Source organism: Lacibacter luteus, assembly GCF_004118265.1.
GTDB lineage: Bacteria > Bacteroidota > Bacteroidia > Chitinophagales > Chitinophagaceae > Lacibacter > Lacibacter luteus.
On sequence record NZ_SDHW01000001.1, the window covers coordinates 460,612 to 483,649 of the forward strand.

The 23,038-nt window shown below is 41.4% G+C and carries 19 protein-coding genes; 15 read left to right on the forward strand and 4 right to left on the reverse strand.

Annotation, left to right across the window (positions count from 1 at the left end; genetic code table 11):
• Positions 1-46: 46 nt before the first annotated feature.
• The 15 genes from ESA94_RS01660 (at position 47) to ESA94_RS01730 (ending at position 19,022) form a co-directional block, all read left to right on the forward strand.
• Positions 47-2,662 carry a glycoside hydrolase family 3 C-terminal domain-containing protein gene (locus tag ESA94_RS01660; protein ID WP_129129120.1) on the forward strand — a complete coding sequence of 872 codons (2,616 nt, stop codon included), beginning with the start codon at positions 47-49 and terminating at the stop codon, positions 2,660-2,662.
• A 33-nt stretch (positions 2,663-2,695) separates the two neighbouring features.
• Positions 2,696-4,072 (forward strand): Gfo/Idh/MocA family protein, encoded by a 1,377-nt coding sequence (locus ESA94_RS01665; protein ID WP_129129121.1) that lies wholly within the window; start codon positions 2,696-2,698, stop codon positions 4,070-4,072.
• 14 nt (positions 4,073-4,086) lie between these two features.
• Positions 4,087-4,842, forward strand: a complete 756-nt coding sequence (locus ESA94_RS01670) for a cupin domain-containing protein (protein WP_129129122.1) — start codon at positions 4,087-4,089, stop codon at positions 4,840-4,842.
• A gap of 4 nt (positions 4,843-4,846) precedes the next feature.
• Positions 4,847-6,784, forward strand: a complete 1,938-nt coding sequence (locus ESA94_RS01675; RefSeq protein WP_129129123.1) for a sialate O-acetylesterase — start codon at positions 4,847-4,849, stop codon at positions 6,782-6,784.
• Positions 6,785-6,833: 49 nt separating this feature from the next.
• Positions 6,834-8,105, forward strand: coding sequence for a glycoside hydrolase (locus ESA94_RS01680; RefSeq protein ID WP_129129124.1), 1,272 nt, complete (start codon positions 6,834-6,836; stop codon positions 8,103-8,105).
• Between the two features lie 37 nt (positions 8,106-8,142).
• Entirely contained in the window at positions 8,143-9,687 is a 1,545-nt protein-coding gene (locus ESA94_RS01685) for a glucuronyl esterase domain-containing protein (RefSeq protein WP_129129125.1), read from the forward strand.
• A gap of 4 nt (positions 9,688-9,691) precedes the next feature.
• Positions 9,692-10,495, forward strand: a complete 804-nt coding sequence (locus tag ESA94_RS01690) for a polysaccharide deacetylase family protein (RefSeq protein WP_129129126.1) — start codon at positions 9,692-9,694, stop codon at positions 10,493-10,495.
• Positions 10,496-10,521: 26 nt separating this feature from the next.
• Positions 10,522-11,637, forward strand: a complete 1,116-nt coding sequence (locus tag ESA94_RS01695; protein ID WP_129129127.1) for a Gfo/Idh/MocA family protein — start codon at positions 10,522-10,524, stop codon at positions 11,635-11,637.
• A 311-nt stretch (positions 11,638-11,948) separates the two neighbouring features.
• Positions 11,949-13,667 carry an IlvD/Edd family dehydratase gene (locus ESA94_RS01700; RefSeq protein ID WP_129129128.1) on the forward strand — a complete coding sequence of 573 codons (1,719 nt, stop codon included), beginning with the start codon at positions 11,949-11,951 and terminating at the stop codon, positions 13,665-13,667.
• Between the two features lie 140 nt (positions 13,668-13,807).
• Positions 13,808-14,755, forward strand: a complete 948-nt coding sequence (locus ESA94_RS01705; protein ID WP_164972596.1) for an SMP-30/gluconolactonase/LRE family protein — start codon at positions 13,808-13,810, stop codon at positions 14,753-14,755.
• 1 nt (position 14,756) lies between these two features.
• Positions 14,757-15,584 (forward strand): fumarylacetoacetate hydrolase family protein, encoded by an 828-nt coding sequence (locus ESA94_RS01710; protein ID WP_129129130.1) that lies wholly within the window; start codon positions 14,757-14,759, stop codon positions 15,582-15,584.
• 4 nt (positions 15,585-15,588) lie between these two features.
• Complete coding sequence (locus ESA94_RS01715) at positions 15,589-16,899, forward strand: gluconate:H+ symporter (protein ID WP_129129131.1); 1,311 nt, start codon at positions 15,589-15,591, stop codon at positions 16,897-16,899.
• Between the two features lie 429 nt (positions 16,900-17,328).
• Entirely contained in the window at positions 17,329-18,207 is an 879-nt protein-coding gene (locus ESA94_RS01720; protein WP_129129132.1) for a transglutaminase family protein, read from the forward strand.
• Positions 18,200-18,538 carry a tRNA-binding protein gene (locus ESA94_RS01725; RefSeq protein WP_129129133.1) on the forward strand — a complete coding sequence of 113 codons (339 nt, stop codon included), beginning with the start codon at positions 18,200-18,202 and terminating at the stop codon, positions 18,536-18,538. Before ESA94_RS01720 ends, ESA94_RS01725 begins: the two co-directional genes overlap by 8 nt.
• Complete coding sequence (locus ESA94_RS01730) at positions 18,531-19,022, forward strand: methylated-DNA--[protein]-cysteine S-methyltransferase (RefSeq protein WP_240670957.1); 492 nt, start codon at positions 18,531-18,533, stop codon at positions 19,020-19,022. Before ESA94_RS01725 ends, ESA94_RS01730 begins: the two co-directional genes overlap by 8 nt.
• Here ESA94_RS01730 and rhaM read toward each other — a convergent pair whose 3' ends face one another.
• The 4 genes from rhaM to ESA94_RS01750 form a co-directional block, all read right to left on the reverse strand.
• Positions 19,023-19,337, reverse strand: coding sequence for an L-rhamnose mutarotase (gene rhaM, locus ESA94_RS01735; RefSeq protein WP_129129134.1), 315 nt, complete (start codon positions 19,335-19,337; stop codon positions 19,023-19,025).
• A 107-nt stretch (positions 19,338-19,444) separates the two neighbouring features.
• Complete coding sequence (locus tag ESA94_RS01740) at positions 19,445-20,218, reverse strand: rhamnogalacturonan acetylesterase (RefSeq protein ID WP_129129135.1); 774 nt, start codon at positions 20,216-20,218, stop codon at positions 19,445-19,447.
• Positions 20,219-20,234: 16 nt separating this feature from the next.
• The gene (locus tag ESA94_RS01745) at positions 20,235-21,017 is read right to left on the reverse strand and encodes a rhamnogalacturonan acetylesterase (protein WP_205755891.1); all 783 of its coding nucleotides are present in this window, start codon (positions 21,015-21,017) and stop codon (positions 20,235-20,237) included.
• A gap of 48 nt (positions 21,018-21,065) precedes the next feature.
• Entirely contained in the window at positions 21,066-23,009 is a 1,944-nt protein-coding gene (locus ESA94_RS01750; protein ID WP_205755892.1) for a rhamnogalacturonan lyase, read from the reverse strand.
• Positions 23,010-23,038 lie beyond the last annotated feature (29 nt).

The window sequence follows — 23,038 nt, forward strand, 5'->3', positions numbered from 1 at the left end:
ACAGATAAACAAACTTTTCAGATAAACCGGATCAAAACAATCAACAATGAAAATCGTTCTTGCAATCGTCAGTACAGTGCTTGCCCTTACAGCATCGGCGCAGGATTACAAATCATTCCCGATGTGGAATCCAAAACTTTCCATTGAACAACGGGTGAATGATGTAGTGAGTCGTTTAACATTGGAAGAGAAAGTTGCACAGATGCTCAATGCAACACCGGCTATTCCACGTCTCGGTATTCCGGCTTATGATTGGTGGAATGAGGTATTGCATGGTGTTGCACGTACGCCTTTTAAAACAACAGTATTCCCGCAGGCAATTGGCATGGCTGCAACATGGGATACCAATTCATTGTTCCGCATGGCTGATTACTCTGCATTAGAAGGCAGAGCTATTTACAGCAAAGCAGTTGAACAGGGACGAACAGCCGAACGATACCTTGGTCTTACTTACTGGACACCCAACATTAACATTTTTCGTGATCCCCGATGGGGCCGTGGACAGGAAACGTACGGTGAAGATCCATTCCTAACGGCCATGCTTGGGCGCTCTTTTGTACGTGGCTTACAGGGTGAAGACCCTAAATATCTCAAGGCAGCAGCATGTGCCAAGCACTATGCAGTACACAGCGGTCCTGAACCAACACGACACTCCGATAATTTTAATCCTACTGCTTATGATCTGTGGGATACCTATCTCCCTGCATTTAAAGAATTGATCGTTGATGCAAATGTGGCGGGTGTAATGTGTGCTTACAATGCTGTTGATAAACAACCTTGCTGCGGCAATGATCAGTTGATGAATGATATTCTCCGCAAGCAATGGAAGTTTAATGGCTACGTAACAAGCGATTGCTGGGCTGTTGATGATTTTTATAAATATCACAAAACACATAAGGACGCAACTGTATCGGCCGTTGATGCAGTGGTTCATGGAACAGACCTGGAGTGTGGCGTTACAGTTTACAAAACATTGGTTGATGCAGTAAAGAATGGGTTGATCACGGAGGCACAACTTGATGTTTCGTTGAAACGTTTGTTTACCATCCGTTACCGTTTAGGTATGTTCGATCCGGTATCGATGGTGAAGTATGCTCAAACACCTTCTTCTGTTTTGGAGAGTGCACAGCATAAAGCACATGCGTTAAAAATGGCGCAACAATCGATCGTGCTGTTAAAGAATGAAAACAATACATTGCCGCTGAGTAAAAAAATAAAAAAGATCGTGGTGTTAGGTCCTAACGCCGACAACAGTATTGCAGTGCTGGGAAACTACAATGGCACACCTTCTGAAATTATAACCATACTGAAAGGAATTCAAAATAAAGTGGGCAGTTCGGTTGAAGTGGTTTATGAAAAAGCGATCAATTTCACCAACGACACATCGTTGGTGTATGCCGATGTGAGTGATCAGTATTTGTATGAAGGAAAAAAAGGATTCAAAGCAGAATACTATTCGAACAAAGATTTGCAGGGAGAACCTGCTGTTGTGCAAACAGAAGCAGGCGTTGATCATTTCTGGCAGGAAGGACAACAGGTATTAGGAAATATCCGTGCAAACAATTTCTCTGCACGTTATACAACCAACTTCACTGCTGCAAATGATGGTTCAATTCTGTTTGAAGTAGAAGCAGATGATGGCTATAAACTTTCAGTTGATGAGAAAGAAGTGTTGAATGCCTGGACAAGAAACCGTTGGGGTGCACGCACCTATCGTTTAAAAACTGAAAAAGGAAAAACCTACAAGCTGGTTCTGGAATATTGGCAGGGCGAAGGAAAGGCAAATGTAAAATTGAAAGCAGGCAACTTAGCACAACTGAACTATGCTTCATTACTCAAAAAAGTAAGCGATGCAGATGCAATTGTTTATGCAGGTGGCATCTCCCCACAGCTCGAAGGTGAAGAAATGCGTGTTGATTTTCCGGGCTTTAATGGCGGTGATCGTACAACCATTGCTTTGCCAACAGTGCAAACTGAATTGATGAAAAAACTTCATGCAACCGGAAAGCCTGTTGTATTTGTAATGCTCACAGGTAGTGCCATTGCCACACCTTGGGAAAGTGAAAACCTTCCTGCTATTGTGAACGCATGGTATGGTGGACAAAGTGCAGGCACTGCTGTTGCTGATGTACTGTTTGGTGATTATAATCCTGCCGGTCGTTTACCTGTTACATTTTATAAGAGTGATAGCGATCTGCCAGGCTTCAGCGATTATTCAATGGAAGGAAGAACCTATCGTTATTTCAAAGGTGAAGCATTGTATCCGTTTGGTCATGGTTTGAGTTATTCAAACTTTAACTACAGTGGATTACAGTTGCCCAAAACAACTGCAGCCAACAAGGCTGTTACAGTTACAGTAACGGTAAAGAATACAAGTAAACGTGATGGTGATGAAGTGGTGCAGTTGTACGTATCACATCAAACAAAAAGCAAGGCACCCGTTCGTGCATTAAAAGGTTTTAAACGCATTGCATTAAAAGCTGGCGAAAGCAAAACCATCAGCTTTAAACTTACACCCGAAGAATTATCGCTGGTAAATGAAACAACGGGCAAGTACTATCAGCCAAAAGGAAAAATGCAGATCAGTGTGGGTGGTGGTCAGCCGGGTGTAAAGAATAAAACAACAAGTAATGTATTAAGCAGTTCAATACAAGTTCTTTAAACTTACTATTAACGATTACCTAAATCATATGCCATGAAAAAAAGAAATCAATCACGCAGAGAGTTTTTAGAAACATCGTTGAAAGCTTCTGCCCTGCTTGCCTTTCCTACCATTGTTCCTGCAACTGTGTTTGGAAAAAATGCACCGAGTAACCGCATTAATATTGCAGCCATTGGAACCGGACGTATTTCACGTGGGCATGATATGCCCGGTGTTTGGAAATATGATTATGCACAAATCATGGCTGTTTGTGATGTTGATTTGAAGCGTGCAAATGAAGGTAAGCAACTGGTGAATGAATTTTACTCGAAGCGTGATAACAAACCTTTCGATGGCGTGAAAGTGTACACCGATTTCAGAGAAGTGTTACAAAACAAAGATGTGGATGCAGTGTTGATCAGTACACCCGATCATACACATGCCATGATTGGTGTTGCAGCAGCACGTGCAGGAAAACATATTTATATGCAAAAGCCTGCATCATTAACGATTGCCGAAGGAAGAGTGATCAGTAATGTAGTGCAAAAGAGCGGCGTTAAATTTCAGATCGGCAGTCAGCAACGCAGTGCCGAACAATTCCGTTATGGAGCAGAACTTGTTCGTAATGGCCGTATCGGCGAATTAAAAACGGTGTATGTTGGTTTACCCGGCGATCCTCCCGGCGGAAAGAAAGAAGAAATGCCGTTGCCAAAAGATTTTAATTATGATATGTGGCTTGCATCAACACCTGAAGTGTATTATACTGAAGAAAGGGTGCATCCGCAGGTTGGGTATAATCGTCCGGGTTGGTTACGTTGCGAACAGTTTGGTGCAGGTATGATCACAGGCTGGGGTGCACATCATATTGATAGTGCTCATTGGGGCATGGGTATGGAAGCAAGTGGCCCTGTTGAAATATGGACAGACCATGTTGAGTTTGCAACAGGTGGCTTGTGGGATGTGCATGGTATTTTTAAAACAGGTGCCAAATATGCAAACGGTGTAACGATGATCGTTAGCAATGAATTTCAGAACGGGATTAAGTTTGAAGGAACAAAAGGCTGGGTATTTGTTTCAAGAGGTGATTACCAGGCTACATCAAGCGATCCGAATGTTGGAACAACACAGGCGAAAAAAATTGACGCAAGTGATCCTTCTATTCTTACATCGGTGATCGGTGAAAAAGAATTTCATTTTACCGTTAGTAAAGATCATCATGGCAATTGGTTAGAAGCCATTCGTGATAACAAAAAAACGATTGCACCAGTTGAAGAAGCACATCGTGCATGCTCTGCCTGTTTATTGCATCATATTTCCATGAAGCTGAAACGCAAATTGCAATGGGATCCTGCGAAAGAGCAATTCATCAATGATGCAGAAGCAAACAAGATGTTATCCCGCCCGCAACGTAAAGGGTATGAAGTAAAATAAACCAACACACATTTATGAAACGACTACTTGCCATTCTCTTGATTACACCCTGTTTGGCTTTTGCGCAAAAGGATTCCATTTTATCCGGTGCTTACAGCTGGCAACAACCAACTGCACAAAAAGGAAAAATCAGTTCTGTTGTGTTGCTTGAAGGAAAAGCATACGACTTTGAATGGATGCAATTTGCAGCAAACAGCATCGCCGGAAAAACAGAACTAAAACAAACTATTCCATCAAACCAGGAGCAATTGCTCATTGTAAAATCCGGGAGTATTACAATTCACTTGGGTGATTCCTCATTTGTATTAGCAGCCAATAGTGTGGTTGTTTTAATGCCCGGAGAGAAATACAGTTTATCAAATACTGCAATCACAACAGCTGATTTTTTCAGCATGAAATACAGCAGCAAAAAATCTGCTGGGACACAACGTTCAGGAAAGTCGTTTGTAAAAATCTGGGAGAACATTCCGTTTAAACCCAATAACAACGGCGGCGGCCGTCGTGATTTTTTTGAACAGCCAACTGTTCAGCAAAAACGTTTTGAAATGCATGTTACCACCTTGAAAGAAGGATTAAAAAGTCGTGAACCACATACGCACCGTGCAGAAGAGATCATACTCATGATCAATGGAGAAACAGAAATGCTGTTAGGGGACAAAACTCATAAAATTCCGGCTGGTGGTTTTTATTATGCAGGAACAAATGTATTACATGGAATAAAAAATATCGGCACAAGCCCTTGTATGTATTTCGCCATTCAATTTGAATAAGAACATGAACTATTTAGCAACATCGTTACGCATTCTTTCCATTCTTGTTTTTGTAGTATTTACAACAAAAGCACAGGTAAAACTTCCGCAGATCGTTCGGGACAGTATGATCCTGCAAAGAGATGTGCCTGTAAACATCTGGGGATGGAGTGCAGCGAATGAAAAAGTAAGTGTAAAATTTAACGGCAAAACCTACAATACAAAAGGCAATGCCGAAGGTAAGTGGATCATAAAACTTCCTGCAACAAAAGCAGGTGGCCCTTATAACATTGATATTACTGCCAGCAACAAGATCAGCATCAAAGAAATTCTATTTGGCGATGTTTGGTTTTGCAGCGGACAATCGAACATGGTGCATCAACTCAACATTCATGATGTAACCTATGCAAAAGACATAGCTGAAGCAAACGATCCGCAGATACGGCAATTCTGGATACCGACACTCACCAATATGAATGCGCCACAACAGCAGTTGCCAAGTGGTTACTGGAAAGCAGCAGTTGGCGAAGATGTTCGTCCTTTCTCTGCAGTTGCTTATTTCTTTGCAAAGCATTTGTATGCACAATACAAAGTACCGATCGGTATCATTAATGCAAGTGTTGGCGGCACACCCATTGAAGCATGGACAAGTGAAGAAGGCTTAAAAGACTTTGTAACCTTGCAAACTACCATTGCAAAAAATAAAGACACAGCTTATATCAACAGCTTTAACCGCAGACCAAGCAATACGCCACGCATTGCTCCTCCTGTTGATGCAGGTTTAGCAGGTGCATTAAAATGGTTTGATGTAAACTACAGTCCGAAAGGTTGGCGACCAATCAATATTCCCGGCTATTGGGAAGACCAGGGAATAAAAGATCTGAATGGTGTTGTTTGGTTTCGGAAAGAAATTGACATACCAGCTTCAATGGTTGGTAAAGTAGCGAAAGTTTTTCTTGGAAGAATTATTGATGCAGATGAATTATACATCAACGGAAAATTAGTCGGCAACACAACTTATCAATATCCGCAACGGAGATACAGCGTTCCGGCAAACATATTAAAAGCAGGCAAAAATATTTTTGTTATCCGTGTTACAAACAATGCAGGCAAAGGCGGATTTGTAACAGATAAACCTTACTGCATTTTTTCAGGCAATGATACGGTTGATCTGAAAGGAACATGGCAATATAAAGTCGGGCTTGTAAACAGACCGTTTGCAGGCGGCGGGTTCGGTGGCGGCATCAGTGCACAAAATCAACCAACAGCTTTGTATAACGCCATGGTTGCTCCCGAAATAAATTATACCATCAAAGGTTTTTGTTGGTACCAGGGTGAAAGCAATGCAGGCCGCCCACAGGAATATGGTGCATTGTTAACCGCACTCATCAACGATTGGCGCACAAAATGGAAGCAAGGTACTTTACCATTCTTGTATGTGCAGCTTCCCGGTTTTATGGATTACAATTACCTGCCTTCAGAAAGTGGATGGGCTGTATTACGTCACGAACAATTAAAAACACTTTCTGTTCCTAACACGGCAATGGCCGTTGCCATTGATCTTGGCGAGTGGAACGATATTCATCCGGATAATAAAAAAGATGTGGGTATTCGTTTAGCATTGGCAGCTAGAAAGCTTGCGTACAACGAAAACATGGTTTATTCAGGTCCGCTTTATCAATCAGCAAAAACAGAAGGTAATAAGATCATCATCTCCTTTACCAATATTGGCAGCGGATTAATCACAAATGATGGTGAAGAATTAAGTGAGTTTGCTATTGCCGGTGCCGACAAAAAATTTGTATGGGCTAAAGCAAAAATTGAAGGCGATAAAATAATTGTGTGGAATGATGAAGTGAAAGAACCAATGTATGTACGTTATGCATGGGCCGATAATCCGGTGAATCCGAATCTGTACAATAAAGAAAACTTACCTGCATCGCCGTTTAAAACCGATCAATAGAAATTCTTAGCAAACAATCGATCTATAACACTTAACGCTCAACTGCCAAATGAAAAAAAAGCAAAACCGCCTTGTGTGGATTACCGTAACCATGCATGTTCTTTTGTTCATGCTCGTTATAACTGCCTGTAAAAAGAAAGGAAATCCGGAACCATCACCCCGCCCTGTTGTTACACTCATTGCAGAAGTAACAATTTCTGCCAATCAAACTTACCAGACAATTGACGGATTTGGTTGTGCTACTGTTTTCCGTCCATCGAATGCTTCGTTAACGAATGATGAACTGGACAGATTGTTTGGTAAAGCGAACGGGCAGATCGGTTTAAACATCTTACGCATCCGTATTGCAGAAGATGATTACTGGCGTTCACTCGAACTTGCAAATGCAAAAGGTGCTATACAACGTGGAGCTTTAGTACTGGCTACACCGTGGAGTCCGCCATCAAAATTCAAAACAAATAAAACGCTTATTGGCGGATCGCTGATTGCAGACAGTGGTGCAGCTTATGCAACTTACCTTAACGGTTTTGCAAATTATATGTCTGCGAACGGAGCGCCTGTTTATGCAGTATCTGTACAAAATGAACCGGATATTAAAGTGAGTTATGAAAGTTGCGACTGGACAGCCGCTGAAATGCTGAACTTTCTTAAAACACATGGTCACCTTATAAGCAGTACAAAACTGATGGCACCGGAATCGTTCAACAATAACCAAACCTACAGCAACACTTTGTTAAGTGATGCCGGTGCAGCTGCGAATATCGATTTAATCGGCGGTCATATTTATGGCAGCGGTATTACCGAAAATGCCTTGGCAAAAACATTGAATAAACCGGTATGGATGACAGAACATCTTGATACCAATTACACACATTTTGCAAGCATTGGCACAGCAGCAGAAATTCACGACTGTTTTACCAAAGCAAATTTCAGTGCGTATATCTGGTGGTATGGCAAACGTTTTTACGGACCTATAGGTGAAGATGGCACTGTAACAAAACGAGGATACATCATGTCGCAGTTTGCAAGATTTATTACTCCCGGTTCTGTACGTTTAGGTACAGGAGGCAATACACAAGCCGAGGCACGTGTATCGGCTTACAGAACCAGTGCAGGAAAAAGAATTATTGTAGTGGTAAACAGTTATGCAGCCATTGTAAAGCAAACCATCAATATCAGCAATGCAACGGTTGGCGATTTTATTCCATACAGTACAACTGAAACTACCAATGTAGCTGCAGGAACAAAGATTACCGCAACAAACAACAGCTTTACCTACAACCTGCAACCGTTAAGTGTTACAACTTTTGTAGAACAATAGATCATCCGCATTTATTCAACAAACACAAACAGTCGTCATGATAAAAAACTATTCACTTCTGCTTCTGCTCGTTGTTGTTAGCTACACAACAACCGCACAACAAATTGATAGCAGTAAGTATCCAAAGCTTACCGTTTTTAACGCACAACAGGACCAGGCAAACATGATGCAACAACTTGGCATCAAAAAATTACGACCTGGCAGAAGTGGCAATGACAATGATCCGAATCATGCAAATTACGATGAGGCTTTGGCAACCCCTTGTCCGCAATTACCCGATGTGCTTACATTAAAGAATGGTACAAAGATCACTACTGCTGATCAGTGGTGGAAACAACGTCGTCCTGAATTAATTGAAGAGTTTGAACGTGAAGTGTATGGCCGCATTCCAAAGAATGTTCCGAAAGTAACATGGACGGTGAAGATACTCGACAGAGAAGTGGTGAATCGTATTCCTGTTATTGCAAAAGAAATTATCGGTCATGTTGATAACAGTGTCTATCCATTGATCAATGTTGATATAAAAATGGTATTGGTTGTTCCAACAAATGTAAAAGGACCTGTACCTGTGTTGATGATGTTTGGCCGGCCTGTATTACCTGCACCTGCACAACCGTCGCCCGATGACCTGGAGAAAATAAATGCAGCGTACAAGGAAATGATGATCAAGTCTGATCCTGCAATGAAAGAAATTTTTGAAAAGTATCCGGCTTATCAACCAATCACTCGTCTCCCCGCTCCTAACTTTTTTGCGCCTGCAAAACCTGATGATGAATTAACGCCGCAGGAAAGATTATTAGCTGCTGGTTGGGGTTATGTTACGATCGATCCGGGAACAATACAACCGGATAATGGTGCAGGTTTAACAAGAGGTATTATTGGCTTAACCAATATGGGTCAGCCACGCAAGCCGGAAGATTGGGGTGCATTGCGTGCATGGGGATGGGGCGCCAGTCGTGCATTGGATTATTTGGAAACCGATCCATTGGTAAATGCAAAACAAGTGGGTATTGAAGGTGTGTCGAGATATGGCAAAGCTGCATTGGTAACAATGGCATTCGATCAACGTTTTTCAATTGGATTAATTGGTTCATCAGGAAAAGGTGGTGCAACATTGCATCGTCGGGTGTTTGGTGAGTCAGTTGAAAATTTAACCGGCGGTGGCGGTTATCATTGGATGGCCGGTAATTATTTAAAATACGGAACGGAAGAATCTTCATTCGGTAAAAAAACAGGTTGTGATCTTCCGGTTGATTCGCATGAACTCATCGCTTTGTGTGCTCCCCGTCTTACATTTATCAGTTATGGCATTCCTGAAAAAGGTGATGCCAACTGGCTCGATCAGAAAGGAAGTTACCAGGCAACCATCGCTGCAGGAACTGTATTTAAATTATTAGGTGCAAAAGATCTTGGTGTAAGCAATGATTACCTTGTTGAAAAAATGCCACCGATGCTGACTGATATGCTGAATGGTCATTTAGCATGGCGACAACATGATGGCGGGCATACAGACGCACCGAATTTTAATTTTTTTATTCCATGGGCAAGTAAGGGATTAAACTATGAAAAGAAACTACCTTAACAGCATGAAGAAATTATTTGTTGCAGTTTGTTGCGCATTCAGTTTGTTAAATGCAGTTCATGCACAAACCAATGCTGCATGGAAAGGAAAGAAAGCTGCAGTGGTAATTACCTATGATGATGCAATCGATCAGCATTTAGATAATGCTGTTCCTGTTCTTGATTCATTGGGATTAAAAGCGACGTTTTATCTGACAGCCTTTTCGCAATCAATGCAAAAGCGATTGAATGAGTGGAAGAATCTTTCTGTAAGAGGTCATGAGTTGGGTAATCACACATTGTTTCATCCCTGCGTTGGTAATATGCCCGGTCGTGAATGGGTGAGTAAAACAAACGACCTGAACAATTATACTGTTAAGCGAATAGAGAACGAAATGCTGATGACCAATCTCTTTTTGCAATCGCTGGATGGAAAAACCAAACGCACATTTGCCTTTACCTGTGGCGATATGAAGATCGCTGACTCTTCCTTTATCAATGGTATGAAAAAAGATTTTGTTGCTGCAAGAGCAGTACGCAATGAAATGCATAAGATAAACGAAGTGGATCTGTACAACGTCGATTGTTATGTGGTGAACAATCACAGTTTTGAAGAAATGAAAACTTGGGTTGATAAAGCCATGCAGACAAATTCATTACTGGTGATCCTGTTTCATGGTGTGGGCGGTGGCAATGGCTTGGATGTAACAATTGAAAATCATCGTAAGCTTCTCGCCTACATCAAACAAAAAGAGAAAGAGATATGGGTTGCTCCTATGATAGATGTGGCAGAACATGTACTGCAATGGCAACAACAAAATAAAAAATGATGAAGTCATAACTAAAACAAATTCGTATGAGTCAGCAACAATCACGAAGAAGTTTTCTGCAAACGCTGGGATTAGCAGGTTTAAGTATTCCGTTGATCTCTGCGGGCAACTGTAATGAACAACAATCAAAACAAAAAAGCATGCAAAACAAAGATGGAAAACTTGGTATTGCCTTGGTTGGTCTTGGCGGTTATGCCGGCGGACAGCTTGCACCTGCTTTGCAGCAAACCGAACATTGCTATCTGGCAGGCATTGTAACAGGCACTCCTTCCAAAGCAATTGCATGGAAAGAAAAATACAATCTCCCTGATAAGAATATTTACAATTACGAGAATTACGATTCAATTAAGGACAATCCGGATATTGATATCATTTATGTTGTATTGCCAAATCACATGCATGCTGAGTACACAGTTCGTGGAGCAAAAGCAGGCAAACATATCATTTGTGAAAAACCCATGGCCATTACCGTTGCAGAGTGTGATCAGATGATTGCTGCATGCAAAGAAGCAGGTAAACAATTATCGATCGGTTATCGTTTGCATTTTGATCCGTACAATCTTGAAATGAAACGGCTGGGTCAGCAGAAAGTATATGGAGATATTAAAAAGATCAGCTCTGGTTTTTCATTTGTTGCACAAAAAGGAATCTGGCGATTGGATAAAAAAATTGCCGGCGGTGGCCCGTTGATGGATCTTGGTGTTTACTGTCTGCAGGCTGTGATGTACACTACAGGTATGGAACCGGTTGCAGTAACTGCACAAACATTCCCTATCAGCGATCCTGATAAGTTTAAAGACATTGAAGAAACTCTTGCATGGCAAATGGAAATGCCGAATGGATTGATCGCAGAATGCAGAACCAGTTATTCAGAAAGCAGTAACTTCCTGAAAGCAGAAGCAGAAAAAGGATGGTTTGAATTGCAACCTGCATTTAATTATTCAGGATTGAAAGGCAATACATCAGGTGGACAAATGGATTATCCAAGATTATCGCAGCAAGCTAAACAGATGGATGCATTTGCATTGTCAGTTAAAAACAAACAGCAAAGCATTGTGCCCGGTGAAATGGGCAGAAGAGATGTAAAGATCATTGAAGCGATTTATGAAGCAATGAAGACGGGGAAAAGAGTGACCGTATGAGTAATGAATGATGAGAGATGAGTTGTGCTTGCTCTCCGTAGCTTTAGCGAAGAAGTGAATGGTGAATGGTCAATGGTGAATAGTGAATAAAGAACTGTGGACATTCAACTATCCCCTCTTGGGAGGGGCGAGTAACAGCATGACTGAAGATAGTACATTGGGGTGGGTCCTTCGACTTCGCTCAGGATCAATTGAATTACAAAACGTACAAGTGTCGAGACGCTTTCGGTCTCGATGCCGACCAGAGCGTCGGCATGCGACGCAACAAAAGTTTAATAGTAGCATAAAAGCTAAGTAAATAAATAAATTATATGTCACGACGATTACGCAGCCACGATTGGTTTGGCCGCAAAGACAAAGACGGAATTATTTACCGCAGCTGGATGAAGAATCAGGGCATGCCAACAGATATGTTTGATGGCAGACCGGTGATCGGCATTTGCAATACGTTCAGTGAACTCACACCTTGCAATGCACATTTTCGTGATCATGCAGAAGCAGTGAAACGTGGCGTGTTGGAAGCAGGTGGTTTTCCTGTTGAGTTTCCGATCATGAGTTTGGGTGAGACTTTGCTAAAACCAACAGCGATGTTGTTTCGCAATTTGGCAAGTATGGATGCAGAAGAAAGTATTCGTGGTAACCCGATCGATGGCGTGGTGTTATTGACCGGTTGCGATAAAACAACTCCGAGTACTGTGATGGGTGCAGCGAGTGTTGGCTTGCCTACGATAGTTGTTCCGGGTGGACCAATGTTAAACGGACGTTACAAAGGACAAACCATCGGAAGTGGTACACATGTGTGGAAGTTTGATGAAGACATGAAGACGGGAAAGATGACGCAGGAAGAATGTGAATATGCAGAAAGTTGTATGAGCCGTAGCATTGGTCATTGTATGACGATGGGCACTGCAAGTACCATGGCTGTGATGGTTGAATCATTGGGTTTAACATTGAGTGGCGCATCTGCTATTCCTGCAGCTGACAGTCGTAAAAAAGTAATGGCACAGTTGAGTGGAAGGCGCATTGTTGAAATGGTGAAAGAGAATTTAACCATCGATAAAATATTAACAAGAGAAGCATTTGAAAATGCCATTAAAGTAAATGCAGCCGTTGGTGGTTCTTCAAACTTTATTATTCATCTCGCTGCCATTGCCGGAAGAATTGGCGTTGATCTGAAGTTGGATGATTTTGATGCGATCGGTAGTAAGATCCCTCTCCTGCTCAACCTGATGCCTTCAGGAAAATATTTGATGGAAGATTTTTATTATGCAGGTGGATTACCAGTGATCTTAAATGAACTGAAAAAAGAATTGCATCAAAACGTTATTACTGTTACAGGAAAAAATCACCAGGAGAATATTGTTGGCACAACAGATAACTATAATGCTGATGTAATTGCTGCATACAACAAACCATTTATTCCGGAAGCTGGCATTGTGGTGGTGAAAGGCAATCTTGCAGAGAATGGTGCTGTTATTAAACCATCGGCTGCAACACCTGCATTAATGAAACATACCGGCAGAGCAGTGGTGTTTGAAAGTATTGAAGATTATCATGCACGTGTGGATGATCCTGAATTGGATATTGATGAAAACTGTGTAATGGTGTTGAAATATGTTGGCCCGGTTGGTTACCCCGGTATGCCGGAAGTGGGTAATATGGCTTTGCCGAAAAAGATCTTGCAGAAAGGAATTAAAGATATGGTACGCATCAGCGATGGAAGAATGAGTGGTACAGCGTATGGCACAGCAGTATTGCATGTAAGCCCTGAAAGTGCTATTGGTGGTGCATTGGCATTGGTGCAGAATGGTGATATGATCGAACTAAATGTTGAGAAGCGATTATTGCACTTGCATGTAAGTGATGAAGAATTGGCCAAACGAAGAGCAGCCTGGGCATTACCTAAACCTGCAGCCACTCGTGGTTATGTGAGCATGTACATTAAACATGTGATGGGTGCAGATAAAGGTGCTGATCTTGATTTTCTGCAAGGAAGTTCAGGATCAGAGGTCACAAGAGATTCACATTAAGATAGAAACACTGATAACGCTGATGCGACTGATCAAAACAGATAAATACAAATGACATGAAGCCGTATAAATCACTATTCTTTTTTTCAACAATGATGTTGCTGTCCTGCAACAACCCATCAGAACAAAAGCAAGAAACAATGTATAAGACCACCAGAACAATTGAGCGGCTTGATCCTGCTATCAATGCAATCATTTCTGATTCTGCAAAAATTGAAATTATTGCTGAAGGATTTGAATGGAGTGAAGGTCCTCTTTGGCTGGAGAAACAACAAATGCTCATCTTCAGTGATGTGCCGATGAATACAATTTATAAATGGACGGAAGAAAAAGGTAAAGAAGTTTATCTGAAACCATCCGGTTATACAGGCTCCGAACCTTCAGTATGTAAAGAGCCGGGCAGCAATGGCTTAACATTCGACAACAATGGCAATCTTGTTTTATGTCAACATGGTGACAGAAGAATGGCAAGGATGGATGCACCTCTTGACAAGCCAACAGCAAAATTTAGTACGCTTGCAGATAAATATCAAGGCAAACGTTTCAGCAGCCCGAATGATGCAGTGTATAACAAAGCCGGTGAATTGTTTTTTACCGATCCGCCGTATGGTTTGCAAACACAGGACGATACGGATTCAAAAAAAGAAATCAAACACAATGGTGTTTATAAGGTGATGAAAGATGGAACAGTTAAGCTGCTTATTGATTCAATAACAAGACCCAATGGTCTGGCATTTTTACCAGGAGAGAAAAAGCTTATTGTTGCATGCAGTGATCCTGCTTTTCCCAATTGGTATATCTATGACCTGAATGTTGACACATTTGAAATTGATAATGGCAGAATATTTTACAGTGCAAGTGAAGAGGCTAAAACTATGGGCGGCTTACCAGATGGTTTAAAGATTGATAAAAATGGGAACATATTTGCAACAGGTCCGGGTGGTGTTTATATATTTAACAGTGATGGGAAAAAGCTGGGCATGATTAAACTGGAGAACTCCGCAAGTAATTGTGCTTTATCGCCAGATGAAAAGACATTGTATGTTACGAATGATATGTATTTACTAAGAATTAAACTAAGAGATTAAAATGAAGCTTTACAAAACAAAAACCTGTGCTGTAGTTGAACATAACAACTTGTATTATGCTATTCATCGTGATTGGCAAACGCTGGTAAACGTTGACAATCTTTATCAACAGCTAAGTGAGCTGATTGCAACATCACCTGCAGGAACAGATACGTTAATAAAAGATATTGAAGCACCAATGGGTCCGCAACAGGAACTCTGGGCCTGTGGTGTTACATACTTACGCAGCAAGGTTGGACGGCAGGAAGAAAGTAAAGCCAGCGGTGGTGCCGATTTTTATGCAAAGGTTTATGAAGCCGATCGTCCTGAATGTTTTTTTAAAGCAACTGCTCATCGTGTGGTTGGTCATTTGGCTAAAGTGCGTATCCGCAAAGATTCCACCTGGGATGTACCCGAACCGGAGTTGACATTGGTTGTAAGTTCATCAGGCAAAATCGTAGGCTATACAATTGGTAACGATATGAGCAGCCGAAGTATTGAAGGTGAAAATCCATTGTACCTGCCACAGGCAAAAACATACGATGCCTGTGCAGCACTCGGTCCCTGCATTTATGTAACAGAACAAGCACTCTCTCCTTCTACAAGCATTGCTATGCAGATAGCACGAAATGGAAAAACTGTTTTTGAAGGAACCATCACTATCGATCAAATGAAACGTACAGTAGAAGAACTCGCTTCATTTATTTATCGTGAAGCATCGTTTCCACATGGTTGCTTTATTATGACAGGAACAGGAATTGTGCCCGGCAGTGATTTCACTTTGCAAAGTGGCGATGAGATCAGCATCAGCATCGATTCCATCGGCACACTAAAAAATACCGTGCAATAATTACTTGACCTTTCTTATTATCATACTTGCCATTGCCTTACAGGTTTTCTTAACCGTAAAAAAAGTAAGCCCGTTTCTATCCCTGCTGATCGTAGCGATCGTTGCCGGTCTTGCCTTAGGCATGCCTGCTGCAGATTTACTCAAGTCAATTGAAAAAGGTGTGGGCAGTACATTGGGTGGACTTGCACTTATTCTTTGCTTGGGTGCAGTACTGGGAAAAATTTTAGAAGCAAGTGGTGCAGCAGAAAAAATTGCTATCACACTCATTAAACGTTTTGGCGAAAAAAATATACAATGGGCTGTATTGCTCACCGGTTTTTTAATTGGCATTCCGCTTTATTACAATGCCGGTTTTGTAATACTCGTGCCGCTTGTTTTTATGTTAGCAAAGAAAACAGGCTTGCCGCTTTTGTACATTGCGATTCCAATGGCAGCATCGCTCAGTACTATGCATTGCTTTCTGCCGCCACATCCCGGCCCGGTAGTATTGGTAAATGCATTCAAAGCAGATATGGGTAAGGTATTGATCTATGGAATACTCATTGCCATTCCTGCTGTAATTGTTGCCGGGCCTTTGCTTGGCCGAATGGTAAAAGGAATCACATCATCACAAAGCAATTTATTTTCTCCTGTTGAAACAGAATTAAAAGAACTGCCTGCGGCTGCTCCAAGTTTTTTTGTTGCATTATTGCCTGTGTTATTGATCACTCTTGCAGTTATTGCACATAATTTTTTAGCTGAAGGAATACTTAAAACAATACTACTGTTTATAGGCGATTCAACCATTGCTTTACTTATTGCTGTGTTACTGGCTTTTTATCTTTTTGGTATATGCAGAAACATTGCAGTGGATAAACTGATGAAATGGTTGAGCGATGGCATCTCCGGCATTGCTATGATCTTACTCATCATTACAGCAGGCGGCGTATTTAAACAGGTATTACAGGATAGTGGTACCGGTGCATACATTGCATCATTCAGCAGTAAATGGCAAATGCCGCCGTTGATCTTTGCATGGGTTGTTACTGCGTTGCTGCGTGTTACTATTGGTTCAGCAACAGTTGCCGGTATTACAGCAGCAGGTATTGTTGCTCCGTTAGTAACAAGTGGAGCAGCTTCTCCGGAGTTGATGGTGTTGGCTGTAGGCAGTGGCAGTGTGTTTGGTTCGCACATCAACGATTCAGGTTTCTGGATGTACAAAGAGTTTTTTAAACTATCGCTTAAACAAACCTTTCTTTCCTGGACGGTGATGGAAACTGTTATTTCGATACTGGGATTAGCAGGCGTATTGGTCATCCATTCACTTCAATCATAAGGTATGTACATAAAAAATCCCCGACATGTCGGGGATTCTTATCAGGCTTCGAGAATTTTTTGTTTCGTTGTCCGTTCTCTTTTAGGTACAGAAGCCGTTAGCTTTGCATAGGGTTGGGTCGGGATTTAAAAACAGGCCTTTCTTGTTTGGATTTTAAGGGCTTTCGCCACTTGGTTTCTTAGGTATCGGATTTAATAGAACAATATTACCGCAATCGGGAATACAAAATCTTTTAACAACTTAGCATTTTCCGTAATTTGATAGTAACACGAAGCCGGGCTAAGTAATTGCACTTAGTGTTGTTATAAACTCGTTTTCAAAACACTATCCACTCCATTCACATCATTGTGAACAACTTTTTTCAGTAAAGTTTCACAGATTTTGCAATTTAAAATTCAGTTTTACCGCATCATAGATTTTGAACCCTATATGGAACAAACAAAAGAAATAACAGCCCTGCTCCACCTGATTGATGATCCCGACGCTGAAGTTTACTCTACCGTCAGCGAAAAAATCATCTCGTTGGGCAAACAAATCATCCCTAACCTGGAGAATCTTTGGGAAAATACACCCGACGAGTACACCCAGGAAAGGATTGAAATGTTGATCCATAGTCTGCATTACCGTGATCTGCAGGTTGATTTTAATGCATGGGCCAACGATAAAGAACACGATCTGTTTACCGGTGCTCTGCTTGTAAGCCGTTACCAGTACCCCGATCTCAATCTATCATCGCACTACCAGGAGCTGGAAAAAATAAGGAGAAATGTATGGCTGGAACTGAACAGTTTTCTTACGGCTCTGGAAAAAGTAAATGTGCTCAACAATATTATTTTCAATTATTACAAGGTAAAAGGTGTTGAGATCAATTACAATCACCCCGACGAATTTCTGCTGCATAAATTGATCGAATCGAAAAAAGGAAATGCTATTTCAATCGGTATTCTTTTGTTGAGTCTTTCGCATTTGCTGGATATTAATCTGTACATGATCAATATACCCCGCCAGTTCATTCTTGCTTATTTTGATGATGAGCCATCGGATATAGACAACGACTTTCCGCCACAGCATATCCAGTTTTATATGGATGGCGCAACCGGGCAGATATTTTCACATAAAGATGTTGAAACCTATTTTAAACGCATCAACGTAGCACCATCGGCCTCCTACTTTAAACCATTAGAGAATAAACAGGTTGTTGCACGCATGCTTGGTGAATATGCCCGTTGTTTTGATAACGAGAAAAATAATTACAAAAAACAAGACTTGCTTTCGCTTGCATCGCAACTAACAGATAACCATGAATGAGTTGATTACCTGGAACGACTTTGAAAAAGTACAGATCAGGGCCGGAACAATTATTGAAGTAAGTGATTTCCCCAATGCACGCAAATCTGCTTATCAATTAACAATCGATTTTGGTGAACTTGGTTTAAAACGTTCTTCTGCACAAATCACACATCATTACAGCAAAGAAGAATTGATGGGCAAACAGATTATAGCTGTTGTAAATTTTCCTGTTAAACAAATCGCCAACTTCTTCAGCGAATGTTTGGTATTGGGTGTGTACGACGAAAACAAAGAAGTAGTTTTAGTTACACCGGATAAACCTGTTCAAAACGGAGGCTCCATTGGCTGATGCAACAATTCATATTGCGTATTACAAATCACCGATCGGTTTTATTGAACTGACAGATGAAAATGGCTATTTAACTGTTGCTTCATTTATGGATGAACAAAAACGTGCAGCAACAAGCCCTACTCCACTTCTGCAAAAAGCATTACAGCAACTCGATGCTTATTTTGCAGGAAAGCTTCATCAATTTGATCTGCCGCTTCGCCCGGCAGGAACAGCTTTTCAGCAAAGCGTATGGAATCAGTTAGTACAGATTCCTTTTGCAGAAACCATTACGTATTTACACATGGCTAAACGCTTGGGCAATGTAAAAGCCATCCGTGCAGCGGCTTCTGCCAATGGAAAAAATCCATTGGCGATCATTATTCCCTGCCATCGTGTGGTTGGAGCCGATGGAAAGTTAACCGGCTATGCAGGAGGTCTGCATCGCAAGCAATGGCTGCTGGAGCATGAAGCAAAACATGGCGGCAGTAAAACACTGTTTTAATTACTGCATATAAAACACATCTTTCAACGGCGTACTTACGGGTGAGTTATCCGGGTTTGTTTCCATGATGTCTTTCATATAAGCCCACCATTTTTTCATCACAGGATGATTGGGCAGATCGCTGAGCTTTGCAGGATCTTCAGCTTGTAATACAGCAAACAGATCACCTGTGGCTTCATCTAAAAAAATACTGTAATCGCTGATGCCTGTTTGGTGCAGCAGTTCTTCAAGGTCGGGCCAGAGTTCGTCGTGGCGACGTTTGTATTCTTCTTCCTGGCCTTTGAATATTTTCATGCGGGATGCAATACGTGGCATATAATAGTTTTAGTGTTGTTTAAATAAACGTCATTGCGAGTTTATACCTCCGGCCAAAGCGTCGGAGATACGAAGCAACCTATACATACCGCAGTGACGAAGAGAAATTATTTCTTTACAATATAATGTGCAAGTTCACCTGGGTTTTGTAAGATCAATTGCTGAATAACAATCTCCACATTCATCTTTGCACCATCAAGACCGGTATGTGTCTTATCACCATGAAAGAATTTGCTTACTTCTGCTTCTCCCAACTGATCGTATTTATCAGCGATCAGTTTATTCAGGTCAACAAAGTACGCTCCTTCTTCTTTTGCAATTTGTTCAGCCCACAATGCATAACTATCAGTTGAGCGACCAACTTTTCCATCTTTCCAGTTGTTGCGTGGAATCAACGAACAAATAATAGGCACAGCACCTTTTTCTTTTGTTTCACGCACATACTTACGCATATACCAGCCATAACTGTAAACCGTTTCTTTTATTTTTCGAATGGGATTCCATATTTCTGAACTGTCGTTGCCAATACCACGGATGGTTCCTCTTGCTCGTGCAGTATCATCTAACGGACTTGCATCGTTATGTCCAAACTGCATGATCACATAATCACCTTTCTTTAAATTAGCAATGATCTTTTCCCATCTGCCTTCTGTAATAAACGTACGACTGCTGCGTCCTCCCAATGCATGATTCTGAACAGAGATCTTCGACGTATCAAAATACTCCGCAACAAAACTACCCCAGCCCCATTGTCCGTTACTGCCTGTACCCGAACCATTACGTACCGTTGAATCGCCAATAATATAAAACACCGGCTTTGTCTGCAGTAAAGTAAACGACATGGTTACAATTGCAGCTACAGCTAATAAAAGTCTTTTCATTTTGTATTCGTTGAAATCAATTTAATAAATAGTTGATGAGAGGCAAGCCGCTAAGCAGTTTAAGTCCTTCCACCACCGATGCGGCATTGATCTTTGCCCCGTCTTCATTGGTATGTGTATGATCTTTGTAAAAGAGCTTAGCCACTTCTGTTTCACCCAGCACATTATACTTTTCGGCGGTGATGGTATTCAGATCAACAAAAGCAACGCCTTCACTCTCTGCCACTTCTTTCGCCCATTTACCAAAGTCTTTATTCGCCAAACGAACTTTGCCGTCAGTCCACTGATTGCGTGGAATCATAGAGCAAATAATCGGCGTAGCACCTTTCTCTTTTGCTTCACGAATGAATTTACGCAAATACCACCCGTAACTATGCACCACTTCAATGCTGCTGTCTTTCCATGTAAGACTTACCGAATCATCGCCTGTGCCACGCAACACACCACGGTAACCATTGCGTGAAGTATCGGGCTTACTGCCTTCGTTATGACCAAACTGCATGATGACAAAATCGCCTTGCTGTAAAGTTGACAAAACTTTCTCCCAACGCTTTTCTTTAATGAATGTTCTTGTACTCCTGCCAGCCATCGCCTGGTTGCTGATGCTGATCTGTGTGGTATCGAAAAACGACCCGATCATTTCGCCCCAACCGCATTGCGGACGGTTGGTATTTCGTACAGTTGAATCACCAATGATATACAAGGTTGGTTTTTGATTGCGCAGTACGATAAATGATGATGTTGCAAAGAACAACAGCAGCAGCTGCATCGCACGCTTGTTTTTTTTAATGAAGTTCATTTAAGCTCTTTGTTGATGTACAGTCACCCTTCGGGTGAACAGACATCTTTATTTTTGATTAACGATCACAATATTTGGTTTGGCGGGTGTTTTCATTCCCTCACCAATAAAATAACTTACATGCGGCGGTTGATTGTACGCCACATTCTGCCACGCAATGCTCAACCGGTATTGCGGATTATGCATAAGAGTGTATAATTTAATTTCTGTTGGGATAGAAGTTGAATAGATTCGTAGTTCTTTGCTATCTGTCGTGCGACAAATAATTTCTTCTCTCCAATCGCCAAATAAGTCTGCACTTAAACATGGATTTGATTTGGTGCCGTTGTTGCTTACACAGCCGAAATCTCTTCCATCAAATAATTTTACCATTGAATTGTTGACATAATCCCATTTGCTGATGTTCACACCATTCAACACTTCACTTAATGCATCACCATCCCAATAAATACCCATATTGCAAGGCGGTGTCTTTTCAGCGATCTTATTTCCTTTATTATCAAACAAGCCTGTTATACCTGCACCTGCCACCCAACATTCAAAACCGGGATAACGTGGATCAATATCCAATGCCAAACCACGACCAGGCCCTTCACCATCTTCACCTGCTTTTACGGATGCTTTCTTCCAGATCACTTCACCTGTTTTTGCATCACGAAAATTTGCACCTGCATCACCAAAGCGTTCCTGTATGCCGAACACTTCCAAACCCGGACGTTCTGTATCCATATCACTTACATGCAATGCATCACCATGACCAATGCCTGTTGAATACAAACCTTTGCCGTTATCATCAATCGTCATTTGTCCATAGATGATCTCATCTTTTCCATCAGCATCAACATCTGAAACACTAATATTATGATTACCCTGTCCTGCATATGATTTATTGTCTTCTGTATTACTATCAAATACCCAACGCTTCACTAATTGATTTCCTTTTAGATCCCATGCAGCTAACACCGTTCTTGTATAATATCCACGACACATTACCAATGATGGGTGTTTGCCATCGAGGTAAGCAATAGCTGCAATAAAACGATCCATGCGATTGCCGTAACCATCACCCCACATTGTTTTTAATTCAGCTTCTGATGGAGTAAGTGATGTTGGAAATCTTGGAGGATCATAACTCACTGTAGAAATAGCAGCACCTGTTTGTCCGTTGAACACAGTAAGAAACTCCGGGCCACTTAAAATATAACCACGTTGATTGCGGTAATCTTTTGTACTGTCGCCAATAACAGTTCCTTTGCCATCAATACTACCATCAGCCGTTTTCATAGCGATCTCTGCCTTACCATCGCCATCCAGATCGTACACCATGAACTGTGTATAGTGTGCCCCTTCTCGAATATTTTTTCCAAGGTTGATCTCCCATAAAAATGTTCCATTCATTTTATAACATTGAATGATGGGTGGGTCAGTCATACCTGCCTGTGAATTATCTCTTGCACGACCCGTCATGTGTACAAAAATTTCATACACACCATCACCATCTACATCACCAACACTTGCATCATTGGCCGAATAACCTTGTGGTGTGCGTAACGGAATGGAGAGATATGGTTTTGCACTCGCAGCAAGTGTAAACGATTCACCTTTTGCCTCTTCTTTTTTGTTAATGATCGCTTTGACAGTATATACGTTCACTGCATTTGTATCAACAGCTTCATCAATAAACCCGGTTGCTTTCAGCAATGGGGTTCGATTCAGTTTTTTTGTTTTGCCACCAACTGTTTTATAGAGATTGAAAGTAAGCCCCTGGTCTTCTGTCCCCAGCAAACGCCAGCTTACAAATACTTTTCCATTACCTGCAGGTACCGCATGTACGCCACGGGTGAGGAATTCCATCTGGTATTGAGCCTGCGATGTGAGTAAGGAAAAAAATGCAATAAGCACCAGGAAAACCTTTGGTGAATGGTGAATAGTGAATGGTGAATAGTAAGCCGACTCTTTAGAGCTGCTTACTAATAAAGGGGTTCTATTCATTATACAATCAATTATCAGTTTTGCAATTG